Annotated in this window: 17 protein-coding genes; 11 read left to right on the top strand and 6 right to left on the bottom strand. The window is 72.2% G+C overall.

The features are described from left to right. Position 1: 1 nt before the first annotated feature. The 8 genes from KOI35_RS37825 to paaE all read left to right on the top strand — a co-directional run bounded on the left by KOI35_RS37825 (position 2) and on the right by paaE (position 6,686). Positions 2-1,195 (top strand): thiolase family protein, encoded by a 1,194-nt coding sequence (locus KOI35_RS37825; RefSeq protein WP_215793712.1) that lies wholly within the window; start codon positions 2-4, stop codon positions 1,193-1,195. Then, positions 1,192-1,920 (top strand): enoyl-CoA hydratase/isomerase family protein, encoded by a 729-nt coding sequence (locus KOI35_RS37820; RefSeq protein WP_215793710.1) that lies wholly within the window; start codon positions 1,192-1,194, stop codon positions 1,918-1,920. Before KOI35_RS37825 ends, KOI35_RS37820 begins: the two co-directional genes overlap by 4 nt. Beyond that, positions 1,917-2,789: a 3-hydroxyacyl-CoA dehydrogenase family protein gene (locus tag KOI35_RS37815; RefSeq protein ID WP_215793708.1), complete on the top strand. Its 873-nt coding sequence runs from the start codon at positions 1,917-1,919 to the stop codon at positions 2,787-2,789. Before KOI35_RS37820 ends, KOI35_RS37815 begins: the two co-directional genes overlap by 4 nt. Beyond that, entirely contained in the window at positions 2,786-3,712 is a 927-nt protein-coding gene (paaA, locus tag KOI35_RS37810) for a 1,2-phenylacetyl-CoA epoxidase subunit PaaA (protein WP_215793706.1), read from the top strand. Before KOI35_RS37815 ends, paaA begins: the two co-directional genes overlap by 4 nt. Then, positions 3,709-4,008 (top strand): 1,2-phenylacetyl-CoA epoxidase subunit PaaB, encoded by a 300-nt coding sequence (paaB, locus tag KOI35_RS37805; RefSeq protein WP_215793703.1) that lies wholly within the window; start codon positions 3,709-3,711, stop codon positions 4,006-4,008. Before paaA ends, paaB begins: the two co-directional genes overlap by 4 nt. Positions 4,009-4,015: 7 nt before the next feature. Continuing rightward, positions 4,016-4,939, top strand: a complete 924-nt coding sequence (paaC, locus tag KOI35_RS37800) for a 1,2-phenylacetyl-CoA epoxidase subunit PaaC (RefSeq protein WP_215793701.1) — start codon at positions 4,016-4,018, stop codon at positions 4,937-4,939. Continuing rightward, a complete protein-coding gene (gene paaD, locus KOI35_RS37795; RefSeq protein ID WP_308121331.1) occupies positions 4,936-5,445 on the top strand; it encodes a 1,2-phenylacetyl-CoA epoxidase subunit PaaD in 510 nt (169 codons plus the stop codon). Before paaC ends, paaD begins: the two co-directional genes overlap by 4 nt. 188 nt (positions 5,446-5,633) lie before the next feature. Beyond that, on the top strand, positions 5,634-6,686 hold the full coding sequence (gene paaE, locus KOI35_RS37790) for a 1,2-phenylacetyl-CoA epoxidase subunit PaaE (protein ID WP_308121330.1): 1,053 nt from the start codon (positions 5,634-5,636) through the stop codon (positions 6,684-6,686). Between the two features lie 99 nt (positions 6,687-6,785). Here paaE and KOI35_RS37785 read toward each other — a convergent pair whose 3' ends face one another. The 3 genes from KOI35_RS37785 to KOI35_RS37775 all read right to left on the bottom strand — a co-directional run bounded on the left by KOI35_RS37785 (position 6,786) and on the right by KOI35_RS37775 (position 8,366). Continuing rightward, positions 6,786-7,493, bottom strand: a complete 708-nt coding sequence (locus KOI35_RS37785; protein WP_215793696.1) for a TIGR03089 family protein — start codon at positions 7,491-7,493, stop codon at positions 6,786-6,788. Positions 7,494-7,503: 10 nt separating this feature from the next. After that, complete coding sequence (locus tag KOI35_RS37780) at positions 7,504-7,764, bottom strand: peptidoglycan-binding protein (RefSeq protein WP_215793694.1); 261 nt, start codon at positions 7,762-7,764, stop codon at positions 7,504-7,506. A gap of 149 nt (positions 7,765-7,913) precedes the next feature. Further along, positions 7,914-8,366, bottom strand: coding sequence for a DUF732 domain-containing protein (locus KOI35_RS37775; protein ID WP_215793692.1), 453 nt, complete (start codon positions 8,364-8,366; stop codon positions 7,914-7,916). Between the two features lie 256 nt (positions 8,367-8,622). Here KOI35_RS37775 and KOI35_RS37770 point away from each other — a divergent pair, with 256 nt between their 5' ends. Both KOI35_RS37770 and KOI35_RS37765 read left to right on the top strand, forming a co-directional pair. Further along, entirely contained in the window at positions 8,623-9,549 is a 927-nt protein-coding gene (locus tag KOI35_RS37770; RefSeq protein WP_215793690.1) for a S1C family serine protease, read from the top strand. Between the two features lie 68 nt (positions 9,550-9,617). Beyond that, positions 9,618-10,676: a hypothetical protein gene (locus KOI35_RS37765; RefSeq protein ID WP_215793688.1), complete on the top strand. Its 1,059-nt coding sequence runs from the start codon at positions 9,618-9,620 to the stop codon at positions 10,674-10,676. Positions 10,677-10,750: 74 nt separating this feature from the next. Here the strand turns inward: KOI35_RS37765 and KOI35_RS37760 are convergent, their stop codons facing one another. The 3 genes from KOI35_RS37760 to KOI35_RS37750 form a co-directional block, all read right to left on the bottom strand. Then, the gene (locus KOI35_RS37760) at positions 10,751-12,229 is read right to left on the bottom strand and encodes an FAD-dependent oxidoreductase (RefSeq protein WP_215793686.1); all 1,479 of its coding nucleotides are present in this window, start codon (positions 12,227-12,229) and stop codon (positions 10,751-10,753) included. A gap of 32 nt (positions 12,230-12,261) precedes the next feature. After that, a complete protein-coding gene (locus KOI35_RS37755; protein WP_215793683.1) occupies positions 12,262-12,876 on the bottom strand; it encodes a TetR/AcrR family transcriptional regulator in 615 nt (204 codons plus the stop codon). A gap of 68 nt (positions 12,877-12,944) precedes the next feature. Further along, positions 12,945-16,430, bottom strand: coding sequence for an ATP-binding cassette domain-containing protein (locus KOI35_RS37750; protein WP_215793680.1), 3,486 nt, complete (start codon positions 16,428-16,430; stop codon positions 12,945-12,947). A 115-nt stretch (positions 16,431-16,545) separates the two neighbouring features. On the opposite strand from KOI35_RS37750, the gene KOI35_RS37745 reads away from it, so the two are divergent. After that, on the top strand, positions 16,546-17,463 hold the full coding sequence (locus tag KOI35_RS37745) for an aminoglycoside phosphotransferase family protein (RefSeq protein WP_308121329.1): 918 nt from the start codon (positions 16,546-16,548) through the stop codon (positions 17,461-17,463). Positions 17,464-17,470 lie beyond the last annotated feature (7 nt).

Raw genomic sequence — 17,470 nt, 5'->3', positions numbered from 1 at the left:
CATGGCTGAGGCCTTTCTCGTCGGCGGAGTCCGCACCCCGCAGGGCAAATACGGCGGTGCGCTGGCCGGCGTCCGCCCCGACGACCTGGCCGGGCTCGTCGTCCAGCAGGCCGTGGCCCGGGCCGGCGTGCCCGCCGATCAGATCGACGAGGTGGTGCTCGGCGCGGCCAACCAGGCGGGGGAGGACAACCGCAACGTGGCCCGCATGGCGGTGCTGCTGGCCGGGCTGCCCGACACCGTGCCGGGCTACACGGTCAACCGGCTGTGCGCGAGCGGGCTCACCGCGATCGTGTCGGCGGCCAACCAGATCCGGGCCGGTGAGGCCGACCTGATCGTGGCCGGTGGCGTCGAGTCGATGACCCGCGCGCCGTGGGTGATGCAGAAGCCCGGCACCCCGTGGGCCCGGCCGGGCGAGGTGGTCGACACGTCGCTGGGGTGGCGGTTCACCAACCCGGCGTTCGCCGCGTACGACCGGGAACGGACCGGAGACCGTCGCATCACCCTCAGCATGGGGGAGACCGCCGAAGAGGTCGCCGCGCTCGACGGCATCACCCGGGCCGACAGCGACGCCTTCGCGCTGCGCAGCCACGAGCGGGCGATCGCGGCGATCGACGCCGGGCGCTTCTCGGGCGAGATCGTGCCGGTGGGCGACGTGACCACCGACGAGATCCCGCGCCGCGGCTCCACCCTGGAGAAACTCGCCGGCCTGCGGCCCGTGTTCCGCGCCGGCGGGGTGGTCACGGCCGCATCGTCCTCGCCGCTCAGCGACGGCGCGGCGGCGGTGGTCGTGGCGAGCCGGGCCGCGGTCGAGCGTTACGGGCTCGTCCCGCGCGCCCGCATCGTCACCGCGGCCAGCGCCGGTGTGCCGCCGCAGATCATGGGCCTGGGCCCGGTGCCCGCCACCGAGAAGGCGCTCGACCGGGTGGGCTGGTCGGCCACCGACGTCGACGCGGTCGAGCTGAACGAGGCGTTCGCGGTGCAGGCCTTGGCCGTGATCCGTCGGCTCAAGCTGGACGAGGAACGGGTCAACGCCGACGGCGGGGCGATCGCCCTGGGGCATCCGCTGGGATGCTCGGGGGCCCGGCTCACGGTGACGCTGCTCGGCCGGATGGAGCGCGAAGACGCCCGGCGCGGCCTGGCCACCCTGTGCGTCGGCGTCGGACAGGGCGTCGCGATGCTGCTGGAGCGGCCGTGACCACGCTCGACGTCGAAGAGCTCGACGACCGGGTGGTGGTGACGTTGCGGCGGCCCGAGGCCCGCAACGCCATCAACGCGGCCATGGCGGCCGAGCTGCACGAGGTGTGCGCGGCCCTCGAGGCGAAACCGCGGCTGCTGCTGATCACCGGGGCCGACGGCACCTTCGCGGCCGGGGCCGACATCGGCGAGCTGCGCGAGCGCGGCCGTGACCAGGCGCTGCAGGGCATCAACCGGCGGGTCTTCGACCGGATCGCCAAACTGCCGCTGCCGACGGTGGCCGCGGTGGACGGCTACGCACTGGGCGGGGGCGCCGAACTGGCGTACGCGTGCGACCTGCGGCTGGCGTCGCCCACCGCGGTGTTCGGCAACCCCGAGCCGGGACTGGGCATTCTCGCCGCGGCCGGGGCCAGCTGGCGGCTGCGCGAGCTGGTCGGCGGGTCGGTCGCCAAGCAGGTGCTGCTCGCGGGGAAGCGGCTCGACGCCGACGACGCGCTGCGGTTCGGGCTGGTCGCCGAGGTCGTGCCCGCCGGCGAGCTGATCACGCGGGCGCACGCGCTGCTCGACCGGATGTCCCGGTCGGGTGCGCTCGCCCTGCGCCTGACCAAGCTCGTGGCCGACGGTGACGGGCATCCGCTGACCGACGACCTGGCGCAGGCCGTCCTCTTCGAGACCGACGACAAGCGCGACCGCATGGACGCCTTCCTGGCCGGCGGACGATCATGACGGCTCTCGACCTGAGGATCCCGAAGCTCGTCGCCGTCATCGGGGGCGGGCGGATGGGAGCCGGCATCGCCCAGGTCTTCGCGGCCGCCGGGTCGATCGTCTGCCTGGTCGAGCGTGACCCGGCGGCGGCCGCGGCGGCCCGCGACCGGGTGGCGATGGGCCTGCTGCGCGCCACGGAGAAAGGCGTCCTCACCGAGCCGGCCGACTCGGTGCTCGAACGGCTCCTGCTGGTCGACGACGTGTCGGTGCTCAGCGCCGACACCGATCTGGTGGTCGAGGCCGTCCCGGAAGACGCGGCGCTCAAGGTGCGCGTGCTGGCCGCGGCCGAGCGGGTCGTCGGCGAACAGGCCGTGCTGGCCAGCAACACCAGCTCGCTGTCGATCACCGGCCTGGCCGACGGGCTGCGCCGGCCCGCCCGGTTCCTCGGCATGCACTTCTTCAACCCGGTGCCGGCCAGCAAGCTCGTCGAGATCGTGACCAGCCCGCTCACCGCCGACAGCGCCCGCGACGCGGCCCGCTCGTGGGTGGCCGGGCTGGGCAAGAGCGAGGTCGTCGTCCGCGACTCGCCGGGTTTCGCCACCAGCCGGCTCGGTGTTCTGCTCGGGCTCGAGGCGATCCGCATGCTCGAGGAGGGCGTGGCCGACGCGGCCGCGATCGACCGGGCCATGGAACTGGGCTACCGGCATCCGATGGGACCGCTGCGCTCGACCGACCTGGTCGGTCTCGACGTGCGGCTGGCCATCGCCGAACATCTGCAGCGCGAGCTGGGCGAGCGGTTCGCCCCGCCGCGGCTGCTGCGCGACAAGGTGGCCCGCGGCGAGCTGGGACGCAAGGCGGGGCAGGGATTCTTCAGCTGGGAGGCGTCATGACTCAGGAGGCCGCTTTCACCGCGACGATCGAGAAGGATCAGCGGATCGAGCCGCGCGACTGGATGCCCGACGGCTATCGCAAGACGATGATCCGGCAGATCGCCCAGCACGCGCACTCCGAGATCATCGGCATGCAGCCCGAGGGCGCGTGGATCACCCGGGCGCCGTCGTTGCGGCGCAAGGCGATCCTGCTGGCCAAGGTGCAGGACGAGGCCGGTCACGGGCTCTACCTCTATTCGGCGGCCGAGACGCTCGGCGCCGACCGGGGCGACCTGACCCGCCGGCTGATCGAGGGCCGGCAGAAGTACTCGTCGATCTTCAACTACCCGACGCTCACCTTCGCCGACGTGGGCGTGATCGGCTGGCTGGTCGACGGCGCCGCGATCTGCAACCAGGTGCCGTTGTGCCGCAGTTCCTTCGGCCCGTACGCGCGAGCGATGATCCGCATCTGCAAGGAGGAGTCGTTCCATCAGCGGCAGGGCTACGAGCTGCTGATGACGATGATGCGCGGCACCGAGGCCCAGCGCGACATGGTGCAGGACGCGGTGAACCGCTGGTGGTGGCCGTCGCTGATGATGTTCGGGCCGCCCGACGCGGAATCGCCCAACACCGCGCAGTCGATGGCCTGGAAGATCAAGCGCCACACCAACGACGAGCTGCGTCAGCGCTTCGTCGACATGAGCGTGCCGCAGGCGTCCGCTCTGGGGGTCACGCTGCCCGACCCCGATCTGCGGTGGAACCCGGAACGCGAGCACCACGACTTCGGCGAGATCGACTGGTCCGAGCTCAAACGGGTGATCTCGGGCGACGGGCCGCTGAACGCCGAGCGGATCGAGCATCGCCGCCGGGCCGACGAGGACGGCGAGTGGGTGCGATCGGCGGCGGCTGCCCATGCCGCCAAGAAGCAGGGGGTGCGGGGATGACCGACGGCGAGATCCGGCACGAGTGGCCGCTGTTCGAGGTGTTCGTGCGGGCCAAGCGTGGGCTCAACCACGTCCACGTGGGGTCGTTGCGGGCCGCCGACCACGAGATGGCCCTGCACCACGCGCGTGATCTCTACACCCGGCGCAACGAGGGCGTGAGCATCTGGGTCGTGCGGTCCGACGACGTGGTGGCGTCCGGGCCGGACGAGAAGGACGCGTTCTTCGCGCCCAGTGGCGACAAGGTCTACCGCCACCCGACGTACTACTCCATTCCCGACTCGGTCCCGCACATCTGAGGCCGCCATGTCCTTCGACGACGCCTACCAGGCCCTCACCGATCACGACGACGACGCGCGCTGGGCGTACGGGACGGGATTCGCCGATCCCCTGGCCGGCGTGCCGACCGCCCTGCCCGACGGGGTCGACCACGCCGACCTGGCCGCCTACTGCCTGATGATCGGCGACGACGCGCTGATCATGTCGCACCGGCTCCAGCAGTGGGTGACCCGCGCGCCCGAGCTCGAGGACGAGATGGCGATCGCCAACATCGGGCTCGACCTGCTGGGCCAGGCCCGGCTCCTGCTGACCCGCGCCGGTGAGGCCGAGGGCGGCGGCCGCGGCGAGGACGACCTGGCCTATCTGCGCGATCCGCAGGACTTCCGGCACGTACGCCTGGCCGAGCGGGCCGACGCTGATTTCGCGCATCTGGTGGCGCGGTTGCTGGTCTTCGCGACGTGGCGGCTGGCGCTGCTCGACCGGCTGTCGGCGAGCGGTGATCCGGTGCTGGCGGCGATCGGGGCCAAGGGGGTGAAGGAGGTCGCCTACCACCGGGACTACGCGGCGGGCTGGGTCGTGCGGCTGGGCGACGGCACCGAGCTGTCCCACCGGCGTATGCAGGCTGCGGTGGACGCGGTGTGGCCGCTGATCGGGGAGCTGTTCGAGGCGCATCCGGTCGAGCTGCGCCTGGTGGGGGTCGCGGTCGACCCGTCCTTGCTGCGGGCCGAGTTCGACGGGGTGCTGGCCGAGGTGCTGCGGGTGGCGACGCTCCACGCTCCCGGGCCCGGCGCCGGCCCGGGTCCCAGTTCCGCCGGTGACAGTTCTGCCGGCGACGGTTCTGCCGGCGACGGTCCCGTCCGGGGCCGGGACGGGTTTCACACCGATGAGCTCGGGGAGATCCTGGACGAGATGCAGGGGCTGGCCCGGGCAACGCCGGGTGGTGTGTGGTGACCGCGCCGGCGACGGTGACCGCGGCTCAGGTGGCGGCGGGCGTCACCGATCCCGAGCTGCCGTTTCTCACGCTGGCCGAGCTGGGGATCCTGCGCGAGGTGCGGGAGACCGGCGACGGCGTCGAGGTGACGATCACACCCACCTATTCGGGCTGCCCGGCCATGGATGCCATTCGCGCGGATCTGCTGCGGGCGCTGCACCGGGCCGGCTTCGAGCGGGCCCAGGTGCGGACCCTGCTCGCGCCGGCCTGGACCACCGACTGGATCTCCGAGGAGGGGCGGGCCAAGCTGGCCGCGGCCGGGATCGCGCCGCCGGGTCCGGCACCCCGGCGTGCGGCGGGCGGGCCGGTGCCGCTCACGCTCGGCATCCGTGACGAGCCGGTCGACTGTCCACTCTGTGGTGCGGGCGAGACCGAGCGGCTGGCCGCTTTCGGGGCGACCGCGTGCCGCGAGTTGCGGCGGTGCCGGGCGTGCCGGGAGCCGTTCGAGCACGTGAAGGAGATCTGACGTGCGGGACTTGGTGGCGCGGCGGCGGGTGGCCTTCGGGTCTGACGTGCGGGGCTTGGTGGCGCGGCGGCGGGTGACCCTCGGGTCTGACATGCGGGACTTGGTGGCGCGGCGGCGGGTGACGTTTGGCTCTGGCGTGCGGGGCTTTGCGCGGCGGCGACTGATGGCGTTTGCGGAGGGGGTCTGAGGTGCGGGACTTTCATGCGCTGCGGGTGGCCGAGGTCGAGCGGCTCTGTGCCGATGCGGTGGCGGTGACGTTCGAGGTTCCGGATGAGCTGGCGGGGGTCTACGCGTTCCGGCCGGGGCAGTCGCTGACGGTGCGGCGGCCGGGGGACGGTCGTGATGAGCGGCGGTCCTATTCGATCTGTGCACCGGCGGGAGCCCGGCCCCGGATCGGGGTGCGGGAGGTGCCGGGCGGGCTGGTGTCGAGCTGGCTCGTGCACGAGCTGCGGACCGGTGACGCGGTGGAGGTGGCGCCGCCGTCGGGGACGTTCACGCCTGACCTCCAGGCCGGTGGGCGGCACGTGATGATCGCGGCCGGGTCGGGGATCACGCCGGTGCTGTCGATCGCCGGGTCGCTGCTGCGTAACCCGGAGGCGCAGGTGGCCGTCCTCTACGGCAACCGGCGGGCCGACACGGTCATGTTCGCCGAGGAGCTGGCCGACCTGAAGGACCGGCATCCGTCCCGGCTGGAGCTGGTGCACCTGCTGTCACGGGAGGCGCGCGAAGTAGACCTGCTCAGCGGGCGGCTCGACGGGGCCAAACTGCGCGCGCTGCTGCCGGTGCTGCTCGACGTGCCGGCGGTGGAGCACTGGTGGTTGTGCGGGCCGTACGGGATGGTCGTGGACGCCACCGAGGTGCTCGGCGAGGCCGGGGTCGCGCCGGAAAGGATCCACCGCGAGTTGTTCTGGGTGGATGAGGCGCCGCCTGAGCCCGTACGGGAAAATGACCTTGAAGCAGGGACGGGCAGCGAGGTGACCGTGCTGCTCGACGGACGGTCGACGACGGTGACGGTGCGGCCGCAGGAGACCGTGCTCGACGGGGCGCAGCGGTCGCGGCCCGACCTGCCGTTCGCCTGTAAGGGCGGGGTGTGCGGCACGTGCCGGGCGCGGGTGGTCGAGGGCGAGGTGTCCATGCGGCGCAACTTTGCCCTGGAACAGGCCGAGGTGGACGCCGGGTTTGTCCTCACCTGCCAGTCGACGCCGGTGTCGGAGAAGGTGACAGTCAGTTTCGACGAGTAGCGGCCGCCGCCGAGATCGCAGAGATCGACGAAACGCCGGACGACCCGGCGACGCACGGGGTCGCGCGTGGTGTGGACGGCGCCACCGCGGGTGGAGGCGTCAGGTCAGGAGCTTGGTGACGCGCTCCTTGTCGATCCGGTCGTCCAGGCGGGCCGGGTCGAGGTGGGCGCAGAGGATGATCGAGGCACCGACCGTGAGGGGGCCCAGCAGCCAGATCAGCGGCTGCTCGTGGGCGGCGGTGTCGATCAGCACGCGGTCGCCGGCGCGGATGCCGTTGCGGGCGGCGGTTGCGGCGGCCACTTCCGCATATTCGCGGTAGGTGGTGCCGTCGGTCACCGCGGGCAGGTGCTCGGCGATCTCGTGCCGTGGCGGGTGGGCGCCCAGGTAGGGGCGCAGCGCCGAGATGTAGTCGAGGTAGCCGCCCGGCACGTCGGCCGTCGCCTCGCCGTGCGGAGCCAGGCCGAGCACGAACTGGTGGCCTCCGGTGGGGACATCGTCGAGCCAGTTGCCGACGCGGCGGCGTTCGACGAAGGTCACGTCGAGCGGGGCACCCGCGGGGTCGAGGCCCGCCGTGGCCCAGCCCCGGATCGACAGCTCCAGCCCGGCCGACCATGCGCCGAGCAGCACGGCCGCAGTCTGCCAGTGCGGGGGCAGCAGCACCGCCGCGGTGCGTCCCGGGCCGAGCCGGCAACCCTCGGTGAGCAGCGCGGCCGTCGCCGCCGTCCAGCCGCCGAGTTCGCCCGCGGTGAGGCCGAAACGCTCACCGGTCGCGTCGTCGTAGTACGTGATCAGGTCGCCCGAGGTCATGCCTCAAGTTCTACGCTGCCAGGCCGTGCCATCGTTCACGGGCATAGCGGCTCAGGAGATGCACCGTGCGCGGCCCGGCCACGCCGTCGGCGACCAGGCCGGTGCGCTCCTGGAATTCGCGTACGCCCTCGGTGAGGTCGTCGCCGGGCCGCAGGCCGGCCTCGGTGAGCAGTTCGCGGATGCAGTCCGGGTCGGGCGGCGGGGGTGAGCCCAGGCCGATCACGCCGCCGACCGCGACGCCGACCACGGAGAGGATTCCTCGTGCGGACATCTGTGCCTCCTGCTGGTGAGGGGATGTCTCCAGCATCGGTCGGCGGCCTGTGCGCGACATCGGACCGCCGTCTCGGAAGCCTGTGCATGGCTGCGACTTTCGGCCGACCCGGTGATGTGCCTGGGGTCTGGCCCGCACGTGACGAACTGTCAGGCGGGGCAGGCGGTGGCCTTGGCCAGCGCGAGGACCGCCCGGGCAGCGGCCGGGGTGAGACCCTGCCGCTGGATCTCGCCGACTGTCGTGGCGTCCGGGCGTCCCTTCCTGACTCCGGTGCAGGTCTGCTCGCCGAGGGCGGCCACCTCCTCGTCCCGCCGGTCGATCACCACCTCGGGCAGCTTCTCCCGCACCCGGGCCACGAACTGGTCGTAACCGCGCGTTGCCGTCGGCGAAGGTGGCGGAGACGACCGGGGCGCCGGCACGGTCGTGGTCACGATGGGTGCGCCCGGCGGGGGAGGCGTGGACGTCTCTTCCCGTACGAGGGGAGGTGACGTCTCCGCCCGTACGGGAACACCGACTGATGCCGGATCCGGATCGGAGCAGCCGGTCAAGGTCGCGGCGAGCATCAATCCGCCGGACGCGGCCGTGAGCAGGTATCTGTGCACCCGGCGACGGTAGGCGAGGATTGCCGCGCCGCGCGGGGGCTCGCCCACTCCCGGGTGACGGCGCGACCCACGCGGGTGATCCGCGTGACGTCACAGGTTATGCACAGGACGTATTGATGCGCGGATTGATGCGGCGAGCAGGGATCGACGGCGATGCGTGATCCACGGCATACAGCGAACCCACAGACCTCTCACCGGTAGCCGACAAGGTACCGGGTCACTGTGGGTTCACCAGCCAATGAAGCGAGGCGTCGCCATGACCGACCTGATGACCCGGCCCAGCCAGTCCGACCAGCCGCCGTACGACGGATACCACGGCTACGTGACGCCGCCGCCCCCGCCCGCACCGCCGTACGTGCCCTCGGAACCCGGCGACCGCCGCTGGCCGCGCCGTGTGGCCGGTGGGGCCGCGGTGCTCGCGTTGATCGCCGCCGGTGGCACTGCCGGGGGTGTGGTCGCCGAGCGTTATCTCACCGGCCACGACTCCACCGCGGCGACCGCCACCACGTCATCGACCACGGCCGCGAGCGGCGCGACCGTCACCGAAGGCGACGACCTGGCCGCGATCGTCAAGCAGGTGCAGCCGAGCGTCGTGACCGTTCTGGTCGACAGTCAGCAGTCGACCTCGCTGGGCTCCGGCGTGGTGCTCAGCTCGGACGGCCTGATCCTGACCAACAACCACGTGATCGAGAGCGACGGAACCGTCAGCGTGCGCCTCTCCACCGGGCAGACCGTGCCGGCCCGGGTGGTCGCCACCGACACCACCCACGACCTGGCCCTGGTGCAGGCGACCGGGCTGACCGGCCTGACCCCGGTCACGTTCGGCACCAACGACAGCGTCGCCGTGGGTGACACCGTGCTGGCCTTCGGTGCTCCGCTCGGCCTGGAGAACACGGTCACCTCCGGCATCGTCTCGGCCCTCGACCGCAGCATCAGCACGGCCACCGAGTCGGCCACCGGGTCCGGCACCGAGCAGCTGAGCGGCCTGATCCAGACCGACGCCGCGATCAACCAGGGCAACTCGGGCGGCGCGCTGGTCGACCTGTCCGGTCACGTGATCGGCATCAACGTCGCGATCGCCACGGCCAGCCAGTCGTCGACCGGCAGCATCGGCGTCGGCTTCGCCATCCCGGCCGACACCGTGACGGCCGCCGTCAAGCAGATGGAATCTCAGATCAACTGACCGATTCATGATCCGAATATGGCCGTCCGGGGCTGCCGGACCGGCCATGCGGACCGTACCGTGCGCACGTGACTTCGGCCGCCGACTCTCCATCCGCCGTGCCCGGCTCGCCCGCCGACTGGCCGCCCGCCGTGCCGGGCTCGCCCGCGGCGCCGGCCCGGCCCACGACGGTGACTGTCGCCTTCTGGTTCCAGGTGGGGCTGGTCGCGGTCCTGCTGATCCTGATCGGCATGTCGATCGCGGGCGCCGTGCACTACAACGGGCTGATCGACGAGGCGGCCCGGGCCACCTCGGCCGACGCCGAAGAAGTGTCGCTCGAGCGCGAGGACAACGTGGCCGGCACGCTCTTCGCCGCGATCCCGCTGCTCCTACTGGCCATCTGGCTCGGCATCACGGCCATCTGGGTCCGGCGCGGCAGCAACATCGCCCGCATCCTCACCTGGGTCGGGCTCGGCGCACCGCTGCTGCTGGGGCTGGGCTGCTGTTTCTTCGGCTTCTTCGCGTTCGCGATGTTCATACCGTTCGACGAGTCGTTCGCCGACGACCCCGAGTTCGCCGACGACCCGACCATGGACTTCTCGGACAGCCCGTTCTACGACAAGCTCTTCAGCCTCGACAGCGGTGGCTGGAGCGTCGCCTATGACGCTGTCATCTCCACTGCGCTCGGGCTGGCGCTGCTGTTCGCCGTGACCGTGGTCGTTCTGCTGGTCGTCAGCCCGTCCAACCGGTACTTCCGGCCGCTGGGCCGGGTGGCTTTCGGTTTCCCGTACGGGCCCATGCCCGGCCCGTACGGCTACCCGGGCCCGGTTCCCGGGCCCTACGGTTACCCCGGCCCGGTTCCCTACGGTTACCCGGGTCCGCCGCCGGCTGCCTTCTACGGTTACCCGGGCGTGCCGCCGGTCCCTGGTCCGTACGGCTATGCGGGTCCGCCGCCGCCCTTCCCGCCGCCGATGCCGCCGTTCCCCGGGCCGTCGCAGCCTTTCCCGGCCGCGCCGCCGTGGGAGCAGACACCGGCCCAGCAGGCACCGGCCCAGTCGGCCCCGGAAGCGTCGCCGGCCGCTGAGCCGTCGCCCGAATTCCCGGCGGCTCCGCCCGACCAGACGCCATCACCCGCTCAGGACCGCTGAGCACCCGGACTCGCGGGCCGGGGCGGCCGCTACCGCCCCGGCCCGCAGGCACATTCCGTCGCCGTCACCGAGCCTCACGCGTCGCCGAACCACCGCCTCAGCGCCGCGCGCAACGTCTCCACGTCCGGCTCGTCGTCCTGGGCGACCCACGCGACGTAGCCGTCCGGCCGCACCAGCATCGCCGTGACCCCGGCGACCGGTTCCGCGACCACGTCGACCCTCGACTTCCACGGCTCCGCGACCGCCGCCAGCGACCCGGTTCTGTCGACCAGCACCGCCCGCGCCCCGCGCTGCACCGTCCCCAGGTCGGGTGAGAAGCGCCCCACCCACGGTCCGTCCACCCCCATGTCGTAGCGGACGTCGGCCCCCGCGATCAGGTCCGCCACCCGTTGCAGCACCACCGGTTCCGCCAGCAGCTCCCCGAAGAGCACCCGCAACGCCGTCACCTCGGGCCCCGGCCCGGTCAGCACCGACTGCGCCTGTGTCTGCATGGTCACGCGTTCGGCGACGGGACGGCGCTCCCGCTCGTACGTGTCGAGCAGCCCCGCCGGCGCCCACCCCTGGATCGTCGCCGCGAGTTTCCAGGCCAGGTTGACCGAGTCCTGCAGTCCGAGGTTGAGCCCGGGCCCGCCGATGGCCGAGTGCACGTGGGCCGCGTCGCCGACGAGCAGCACCCGCCCCTCGCGATAACGGTCGGCGATCCGGGTGTTGCCGCCGACCAGCCGCCGCAGTTTGTGCGGACCGTCTCCGGCCGGTGGCCCGATCGGCACCGGCGCGCCGACCACGTATTCGAGGGTCTCCCGCAGCTCGTCCACCCCGAACGGCTCCGCAGTCCCGGGCCGTCCGGTCGTCGAGACGTTGATCATCGTGCGGCCGCCGCCCGGGTAGGGCGCGAACACGACCAGCCCCCGCTCGGTGCGCTGATGCTGGAAGGGCGGAATCACCCCGTACCCCGGAATGCGCAGCCCACCCGATTCCGCATCGCGCAGCGAATCGGGAACGCTGACATCGGCCGCCCGCGACACCATATGGTCGGTCGTCACTCCCGGAAAGTCGATTCCGGCCATTTTCCGGGTCAAGCTGCGCCCGCCGTCGGCGCCCACCAGATAGGCCGCCTCGAGCCGATGACGTCCGTCGATTTCCGCGACCACGCCGTCCTCATTCTGAACGAGCCCCGAAAGCGTATGTCCACTGCGGATCTCGACGCCCAGTTCGCGGGCCCGCTCGGCCAGCATCGCCTCGATCCGCTGCTGCGGCACCAGCACGGTGTAGACCGGGTTGTGCTCCAGCCGCCCGAATTCCAGCGGAAAGGCCGCGAACATGAACCGGTCGGCGGGCCGCGGCGAGCCCCCGTCGGCGAGACGTCCATAGAGTCCCCGCCGTTCGAGAAGCCGTACGACCTGCCCGACCATCCCGTTGGCGCGATATTCCGGACCGGGTTCCGTGCGGCGCTCGATCACCACGGGCCGCACCCCGGCCAGGGCCAGTTCGCAGGCCGTCATCAGCCCGTTGGGCCCACCGCCGCAAATAACCACATCACATTCAAATTCCATGACAGAGCCTTCCCCGTACGCGAAAAAGGCGGCTACCGGCCCGGCGGCTGCAGCCCGGTCGACAGCTGCCGCAACGCCTCGGCGAGCACCCGCCGCACGTCGACGTCACGCCCGCTGCCGGCCACAAAGAGCTGGGTCGCCACGTTCCCGGCCGCCAGCACGGCCGCCGCCACCAGCCGCGGATAGAGGTCCGACGGATCGGTCCCGGTCCGCGTTCCGACCGCCGCCGCCAGCGCTACTTCGGCGTCGGCCCCGGCTCGCAGTGTCTCGGCCTGGATGGCCGGCACCTCGAGCATCAAGCGGAGACCGTGCACCCAGGCCTCGCGGTCGAGCGGCGGATTCGCCGCCACCTCAGGACCCATGTCGAACTGCGACAGCACCGCCTGCTCGAGGGCCTCCCACAGCGGTTCCCCGGCCGGCCGTGCGCGCAACTCGTCGGCCATCCGGAGGCAGCGGTCGAGGTGCCGTGAGGCGACCGCCTCGGCCTTGCTGGAGAAGTAGTTGTTGAACGTACGCGGGGAGACGCCGGCTTCGGTGGCGATGTCTTCCACGAGCACCCGGTCGTAGCCGCGCTCGACGATGAGGCGGATGGCCGACCAGCTCAGCGTGGTCCGGGTCTGCTGCTTCTTGCGTTCCCGGAGTCCCATGACCCCCACCATAACGAAAACTGCGTGGCACGCAAAGATGCGTGCCACGCAGCAATCACAGCGGAATCTCAGCCGGCCAGGTGACCCCAGCGATCCTCCAGCTCAGGCCACGTCCCCTGGTCTTCGACCTTGCCCGCGATCAGCACGACCACCCGGTCGGCCTGGTTGAGCGCCGCCCGCTTGGATGTCGACCCGACCACGGTGACCCCGTGCGACCGCAGCGCCCGCCACAGCTCGAGCTCGGTGGTCACGTCGAGCGCCGACGACACGTCGTCCGCGATCAGGAGTTCCGTACGCGGTGCCAGCGCCCGGGCCAGCGCCAGCCGCTGCAGCTGCCCGCCGGACAGGCGCGTCCCCTTGTGCCCGATCAGCAGCTGCAGGCCACCGCCGGCCGCCGCCAGGTCGTGCTCGAGCTGGGCCGTCGACACCGCGTCGGCCGCATCCACCTCGTGGCCGAGCTGGATGTTGTCGGCGACCGTGCCGGACAGCACCCGCGGCAGCTGGGCCACGTAGCCGACCTGGTTGGGGCGCAGGAACACCTCGGGCTCGTCGACCGGCTCGCCGTTCCAGCGCAGCTCGCCCGCGTGGTGGACGATGCCGGCCAGCGCCCGGAGCAGCGACGACTTGCCCGCACCGACCGGGCCGACCACGAGCACCAGCTGACCCCGCTCGACCGTCAGGTCGACGTCCTGCGCGCCGACCGTCCCGTTCTCGTGCACGGCGCTGAAGCCGCGCAGCTCCAGCGTGCGCAGCGGGTTGCGCGGCGCGGTCGGTGGCGCCGGGGCGGTGCCGGCCGACAGGTCGACCCCGGACACGTCGGACGAGTATTCGGCCGTGCCGGTCATCGCCACCGTGCGACGGGTCCACACCCGGGCTGACGGCAGCTGGCTGACCAGCGATGCCGTGGTCCAGGCGAACCAGCGCGCGGCCCCCAGCACCGTCACCGCGATCAGGGTGGCGGCGGCCGAGAGCGATCCCGACAGGTAGAGCCCCCACGCCGCGATCGGCAGCAGCCCGCTGGCGATCGACGGGGTGGACCGGGCCCACACCTGGATGGCGATCTCCCGGCGTTGCAGCTCACTGCGCGCGCCGTCCAGCCGGGCCAGATGGGCGAGTACCGGTTCGGTGGCGCCGGCCAGCTTGACCGTACGGGCGGCCGACAGTGACGACACCAGCGCCGTGGCGAACGCGGCGCGGGCTGCGACCGTACGGCGGGCGGCCGTTTCCAGCCGCGGACCGAACAGCGTCGCGGCCAGCCCGGACAACACCATCGTGCCCAGGAAGAACAGCGCCGGCACGATCGACTGCGACGCGAACGTCATGGCCACGATCAGCACCACGCTGGTGACGTTGTCGATCAGGTTGTCGGCCAGCATGACCACCCGCTCGGTGTCGCCGCCCTGGGCCACCACCTCGGCCGGGGTGTGCTTGCTGACCCGGCGCGGGCCGATCTGGCCGTGCACCAGGCGCAGGCTGATCCGCAGCATCTGCCGGACCCACCACTCCGGGAACCAGGCGCCCGTGTAGTAGAGCGTCGGGATCGCGACGATCAGGCCGGCCGCGATCGCCACCGCCGGATAGAGCGGGCTGCCGACGCCGTCGACGACGTTCGCCCACAGCAGCGGCAGGATCGCGCCGTCCAGGCCGAGCAGCACCAGCACCACGAACAGCGAGACCGCGCCCAGCCCGTACCGCTTGTCGTTCAGGGCCAGGCGGACGATCTCACGCATCGTGCGGACCCGCGGTTCCTCGGGCAGCGGCGGCGGTTCGACCGGCGGCAGCTTGTTGGCCAGCGCCTCGGCGCCCAGCTCGACCTGTGCCGCGGTGTCCCAGTCGCGTTCCTCGACGATGACCCCGCCGCCGGCCGGCGCGGTGGTCGCCGGCACGGTCAGGCTGCTGCTCGCCATCAGCTCGGCGAAGCGCCGCGACTCGCGCAGCGGACCCGACTCGAGCACCACGCCGTCGGCCAGCACGACCACCTCGTCGCAGCGCTGCACCGACGACAACCGGTGCGCGACGATAACGCCGATGCGGCCGTCGAGCAGCCGGTCGGTCGCCCGTTGCACCCACGACTCGGTGACCGGGTCCATCCGGGCGGTGGCCTCGTCGAGGATCACCACGTGCGGGTCGCGGACCAGGATGCGTGCGAACGCGACCAGCTGTTCCTGCCCGGCCGACAGCTTGTAGCCGCCCTCGCCGAGCTTGGTGTCGATGCCGTCGGGCAGGCTCTCGGCCCACGGGCTCAGGCCGAGCTCGTCGAGCGCGCCCTGGGCCTTGGGCAGCAGTGCGGTGTCGAACAGCGCGATGTTCTCGGCCAGAGTTCCGGACAATATTTCCGTACGCTGCGGCACGATCGCCGTCCACCGCCGCAGCCCCTCCACGGCCAGGTCGTTGAGGTCGGTGCCGCCGAGGAAGACGGTGCCCCGGGGCACGTCGACCGCCCGGGTCAGCACCTTGGCCAGCGTCGACTTGCCCGATCCGGTGCGGCCGATCAGCGCGTACGAGCGTCCGCGGGCGAACGTGAGGCTGACGTCCTTGAGCGCCGGGGGGCGTCCGCTGTCCGACTCGCCGTACCGGAAGGTCAGATCGCGGACCACGAGATCGCCGTCGAGCGGATCGCGGCCCTCGGTCGGCTCCTGCGCGACATCTTGCAGCAGCTGCACCCGGCTCCAGGCGCCGAGCGCGTTCTGCAGCTCGGGCACCATGCGGGTGACGTGTTCGAGGGTGCCGCCGAAGCCGAGCGCCAGCAGCCAGACGGCGGTGAGCCGGGCGCCGTCGATGTGCCCGTTGATCAGCGCCCACGCCCCGGCCACGACGAGGACCGCGATGAGCGTACGGGTGATGGTGCCGGCGCCCATGGTGATGCGCGCCGACGAGCGCCAGACCAGACGACCGCGCCGCAGCACCTCGGCCGCGCGCCGGGCGTAGAGGCGGCGGACGTACGGCGCGGCCAGGCTGGTCCGCACGTCGTCCTGCCCGTGGATCGACTCCTCCATCACGGCGGCGAGGTCGGACCAGGCCTCCTCCTCGGCGATCCGGCGCGGCGAGAGGCGCTGGATCGGCTTGTTCATGGTGACGTAGAGCAGGATCGACACGATCACCATGCCGACGCCGGCCGGCCACCACACGAAGAACGCGGTGACGATCGAGAAGGCGGCGACGGCGATCGACTGCGCGATCCGCACGCCGCTGCCGCGCAGCTGGGAGCCGACCTCGTAGACGTCGGCGTCGATCCGGTCGAGCATCTCGCCGACCGGCGTGTTCTCGAGCGCGGGCAGATTCTGCCCGAACGCCACCCGGTTGAGCCCGCGGCGGATCTTGGCGGCCCAGTCGGCGGTCAGCCGGGCCGCGACCAGGCCGACGAAGACGTCGCTCAGCACGGACGCCACGAGCGCGCCGGCGAGCACGGTGAACAGCGACGCCGATCGATTGACGAGGACCTGACCGGTCAGCGCCAGGGCCCCCGCCGATCCCGCCGCGCCGAGCAGGATGAGAGCCGCCACGAGGGCCGAGCGGCTCCTCGAGGTGGCCCACAGATCGCGAAGCAGGCGCATAGAAGAAGTCCTCTGTTCGGGTGGAGCGGCGGTGACTCCATACTCATCCGTACGCAGGAGGTCTTCAACGGAATTACGTGGCGCAACGGCATGGCGCCTGTCACCATCGATCGCCGTGCGAGATCTTCCGGACGCCGTACGGGCGAAGGCGCTGGACGCCGGTGCGCCGGAGTGGCTCGCGTCGTTGCCCGCCCTGGTCGCCGCGCTCGCTGACGAGTGGCACCTGGAGGTCGGCGACGCCTTTCCCGACCCCACCGAGGCGTACGTGGTGGCGGTCACCCGCGCCGACGGCACGCCCGCGGTGCTTAAGCTGCTGGTGCCCCGCCGCAGCGACGCCGCCCGCTACGAGATCGCCGTGCTGCGCCTGGCCGGGGGAGTGTCGTGCGCCCGCCTGCTGGCCGCGGACGAGGCACGCGGCGCGCTGTTGCTGGAGCGGCTGGGCCCCGCGATGTCGACGCTGGCGCTGCCGCAGCTCGAGCGCCTGCCGATCCTGTGCGACCTGGCCGCCGCGATCTGGCGTCCGGCATCGGGGCAACGGTCGTCCGCGAGCCCGACGGCCGGGCTCCCCACCGGCGCGGAGAAGGCAGAGTGGCTGTCCGGATACATCCGCCGGAAGTGGGACCTGCTCGGGCGGCCGTGCTCGCGGGCGGCCGTGGATCAGGCGCTGGCCGCCGCGGAAAGCCGCCGTGCCGCCCACGACCCGGCCCGGGCGGTCCTCAATCACGGCGACGTCCACCAGTGGAACGCCCTGCGCGCGGGCGACGGCTTCAAGCTGGTCGACCCCGACGGCGTGTGGGCCGAGCCCGAGTACGACCTGGGCGTCCTGATGCGCGAGGACCCGGTCGAGCTGATGGCCGGCGACCCGTGGGCCCGAGCCCACTGGCTGGCCGCCCGCACCGGCACCGACCCGCGCGCGATCTGGGAGTGGGGCGTCGCCGAGCGTGTCAGCACCGGCTTGGCGCTCACCGCGATCGGTCTGCAGCCGGTCGCCGCCGACATGCTCGCCGCCGCCGACGCGATCGCCGGTGATTGAATTACCT

This window comes from Paractinoplanes bogorensis (genome assembly GCF_018829635.1).
Taxonomy (GTDB): domain Bacteria; phylum Actinomycetota; class Actinomycetes; order Mycobacteriales; family Micromonosporaceae; genus Actinoplanes; species Actinoplanes bogorensis.
The sequence above is the reverse complement of the archived record's forward strand: the minus strand, read 5'-3'. Positions and strand labels throughout refer to the sequence as shown.

Bases quoted from the DNA above. Each gene is read 5' to 3' on its own strand.
- KOI35_RS37825 (WP_215793712.1), top strand. From the start codon at position 2: ATGGCTGAGGCCTTTCTCGTCGGCGGAGTCCGCACCCCGCAGGGCAAA.
- KOI35_RS37815 (WP_215793708.1), top strand. From the start codon at position 1,917: ATGACGGCTCTCGACCTGAGGATCCCGAAGCTCGTCGCCGTCATCGGG.
- paaA (WP_215793706.1), top strand. From the start codon at position 2,786: ATGACTCAGGAGGCCGCTTTCACCGCGACGATCGAGAAGGATCAGCGG.
- paaB (WP_215793703.1), top strand. From the start codon at position 3,709: ATGACCGACGGCGAGATCCGGCACGAGTGGCCGCTGTTCGAGGTGTTC.
- paaC (WP_215793701.1), top strand. From the start codon at position 4,016: ATGTCCTTCGACGACGCCTACCAGGCCCTCACCGATCACGACGACGAC.
- KOI35_RS37785 (WP_215793696.1), bottom strand. From the start codon at position 7,493: ATGACCTCGGGCGACCTGATCACGTACTACGACGACGCGACCGGTGAG.
- KOI35_RS37780 (WP_215793694.1), bottom strand. From the start codon at position 7,764: ATGTCCGCACGAGGAATCCTCTCCGTGGTCGGCGTCGCGGTCGGCGGC.
- KOI35_RS37770 (WP_215793690.1), top strand. From the start codon at position 8,623: ATGACCGACCTGATGACCCGGCCCAGCCAGTCCGACCAGCCGCCGTAC.
- KOI35_RS37760 (WP_215793686.1), bottom strand. From the start codon at position 12,229: ATGGAATTTGAATGTGATGTGGTTATTTGCGGCGGTGGGCCCAACGGG.
- KOI35_RS37755 (WP_215793683.1), bottom strand. From the start codon at position 12,876: ATGGGACTCCGGGAACGCAAGAAGCAGCAGACCCGGACCACGCTGAGC.
- KOI35_RS37750 (WP_215793680.1), bottom strand. From the start codon at position 16,430: ATGCGCCTGCTTCGCGATCTGTGGGCCACCTCGAGGAGCCGCTCGGCC.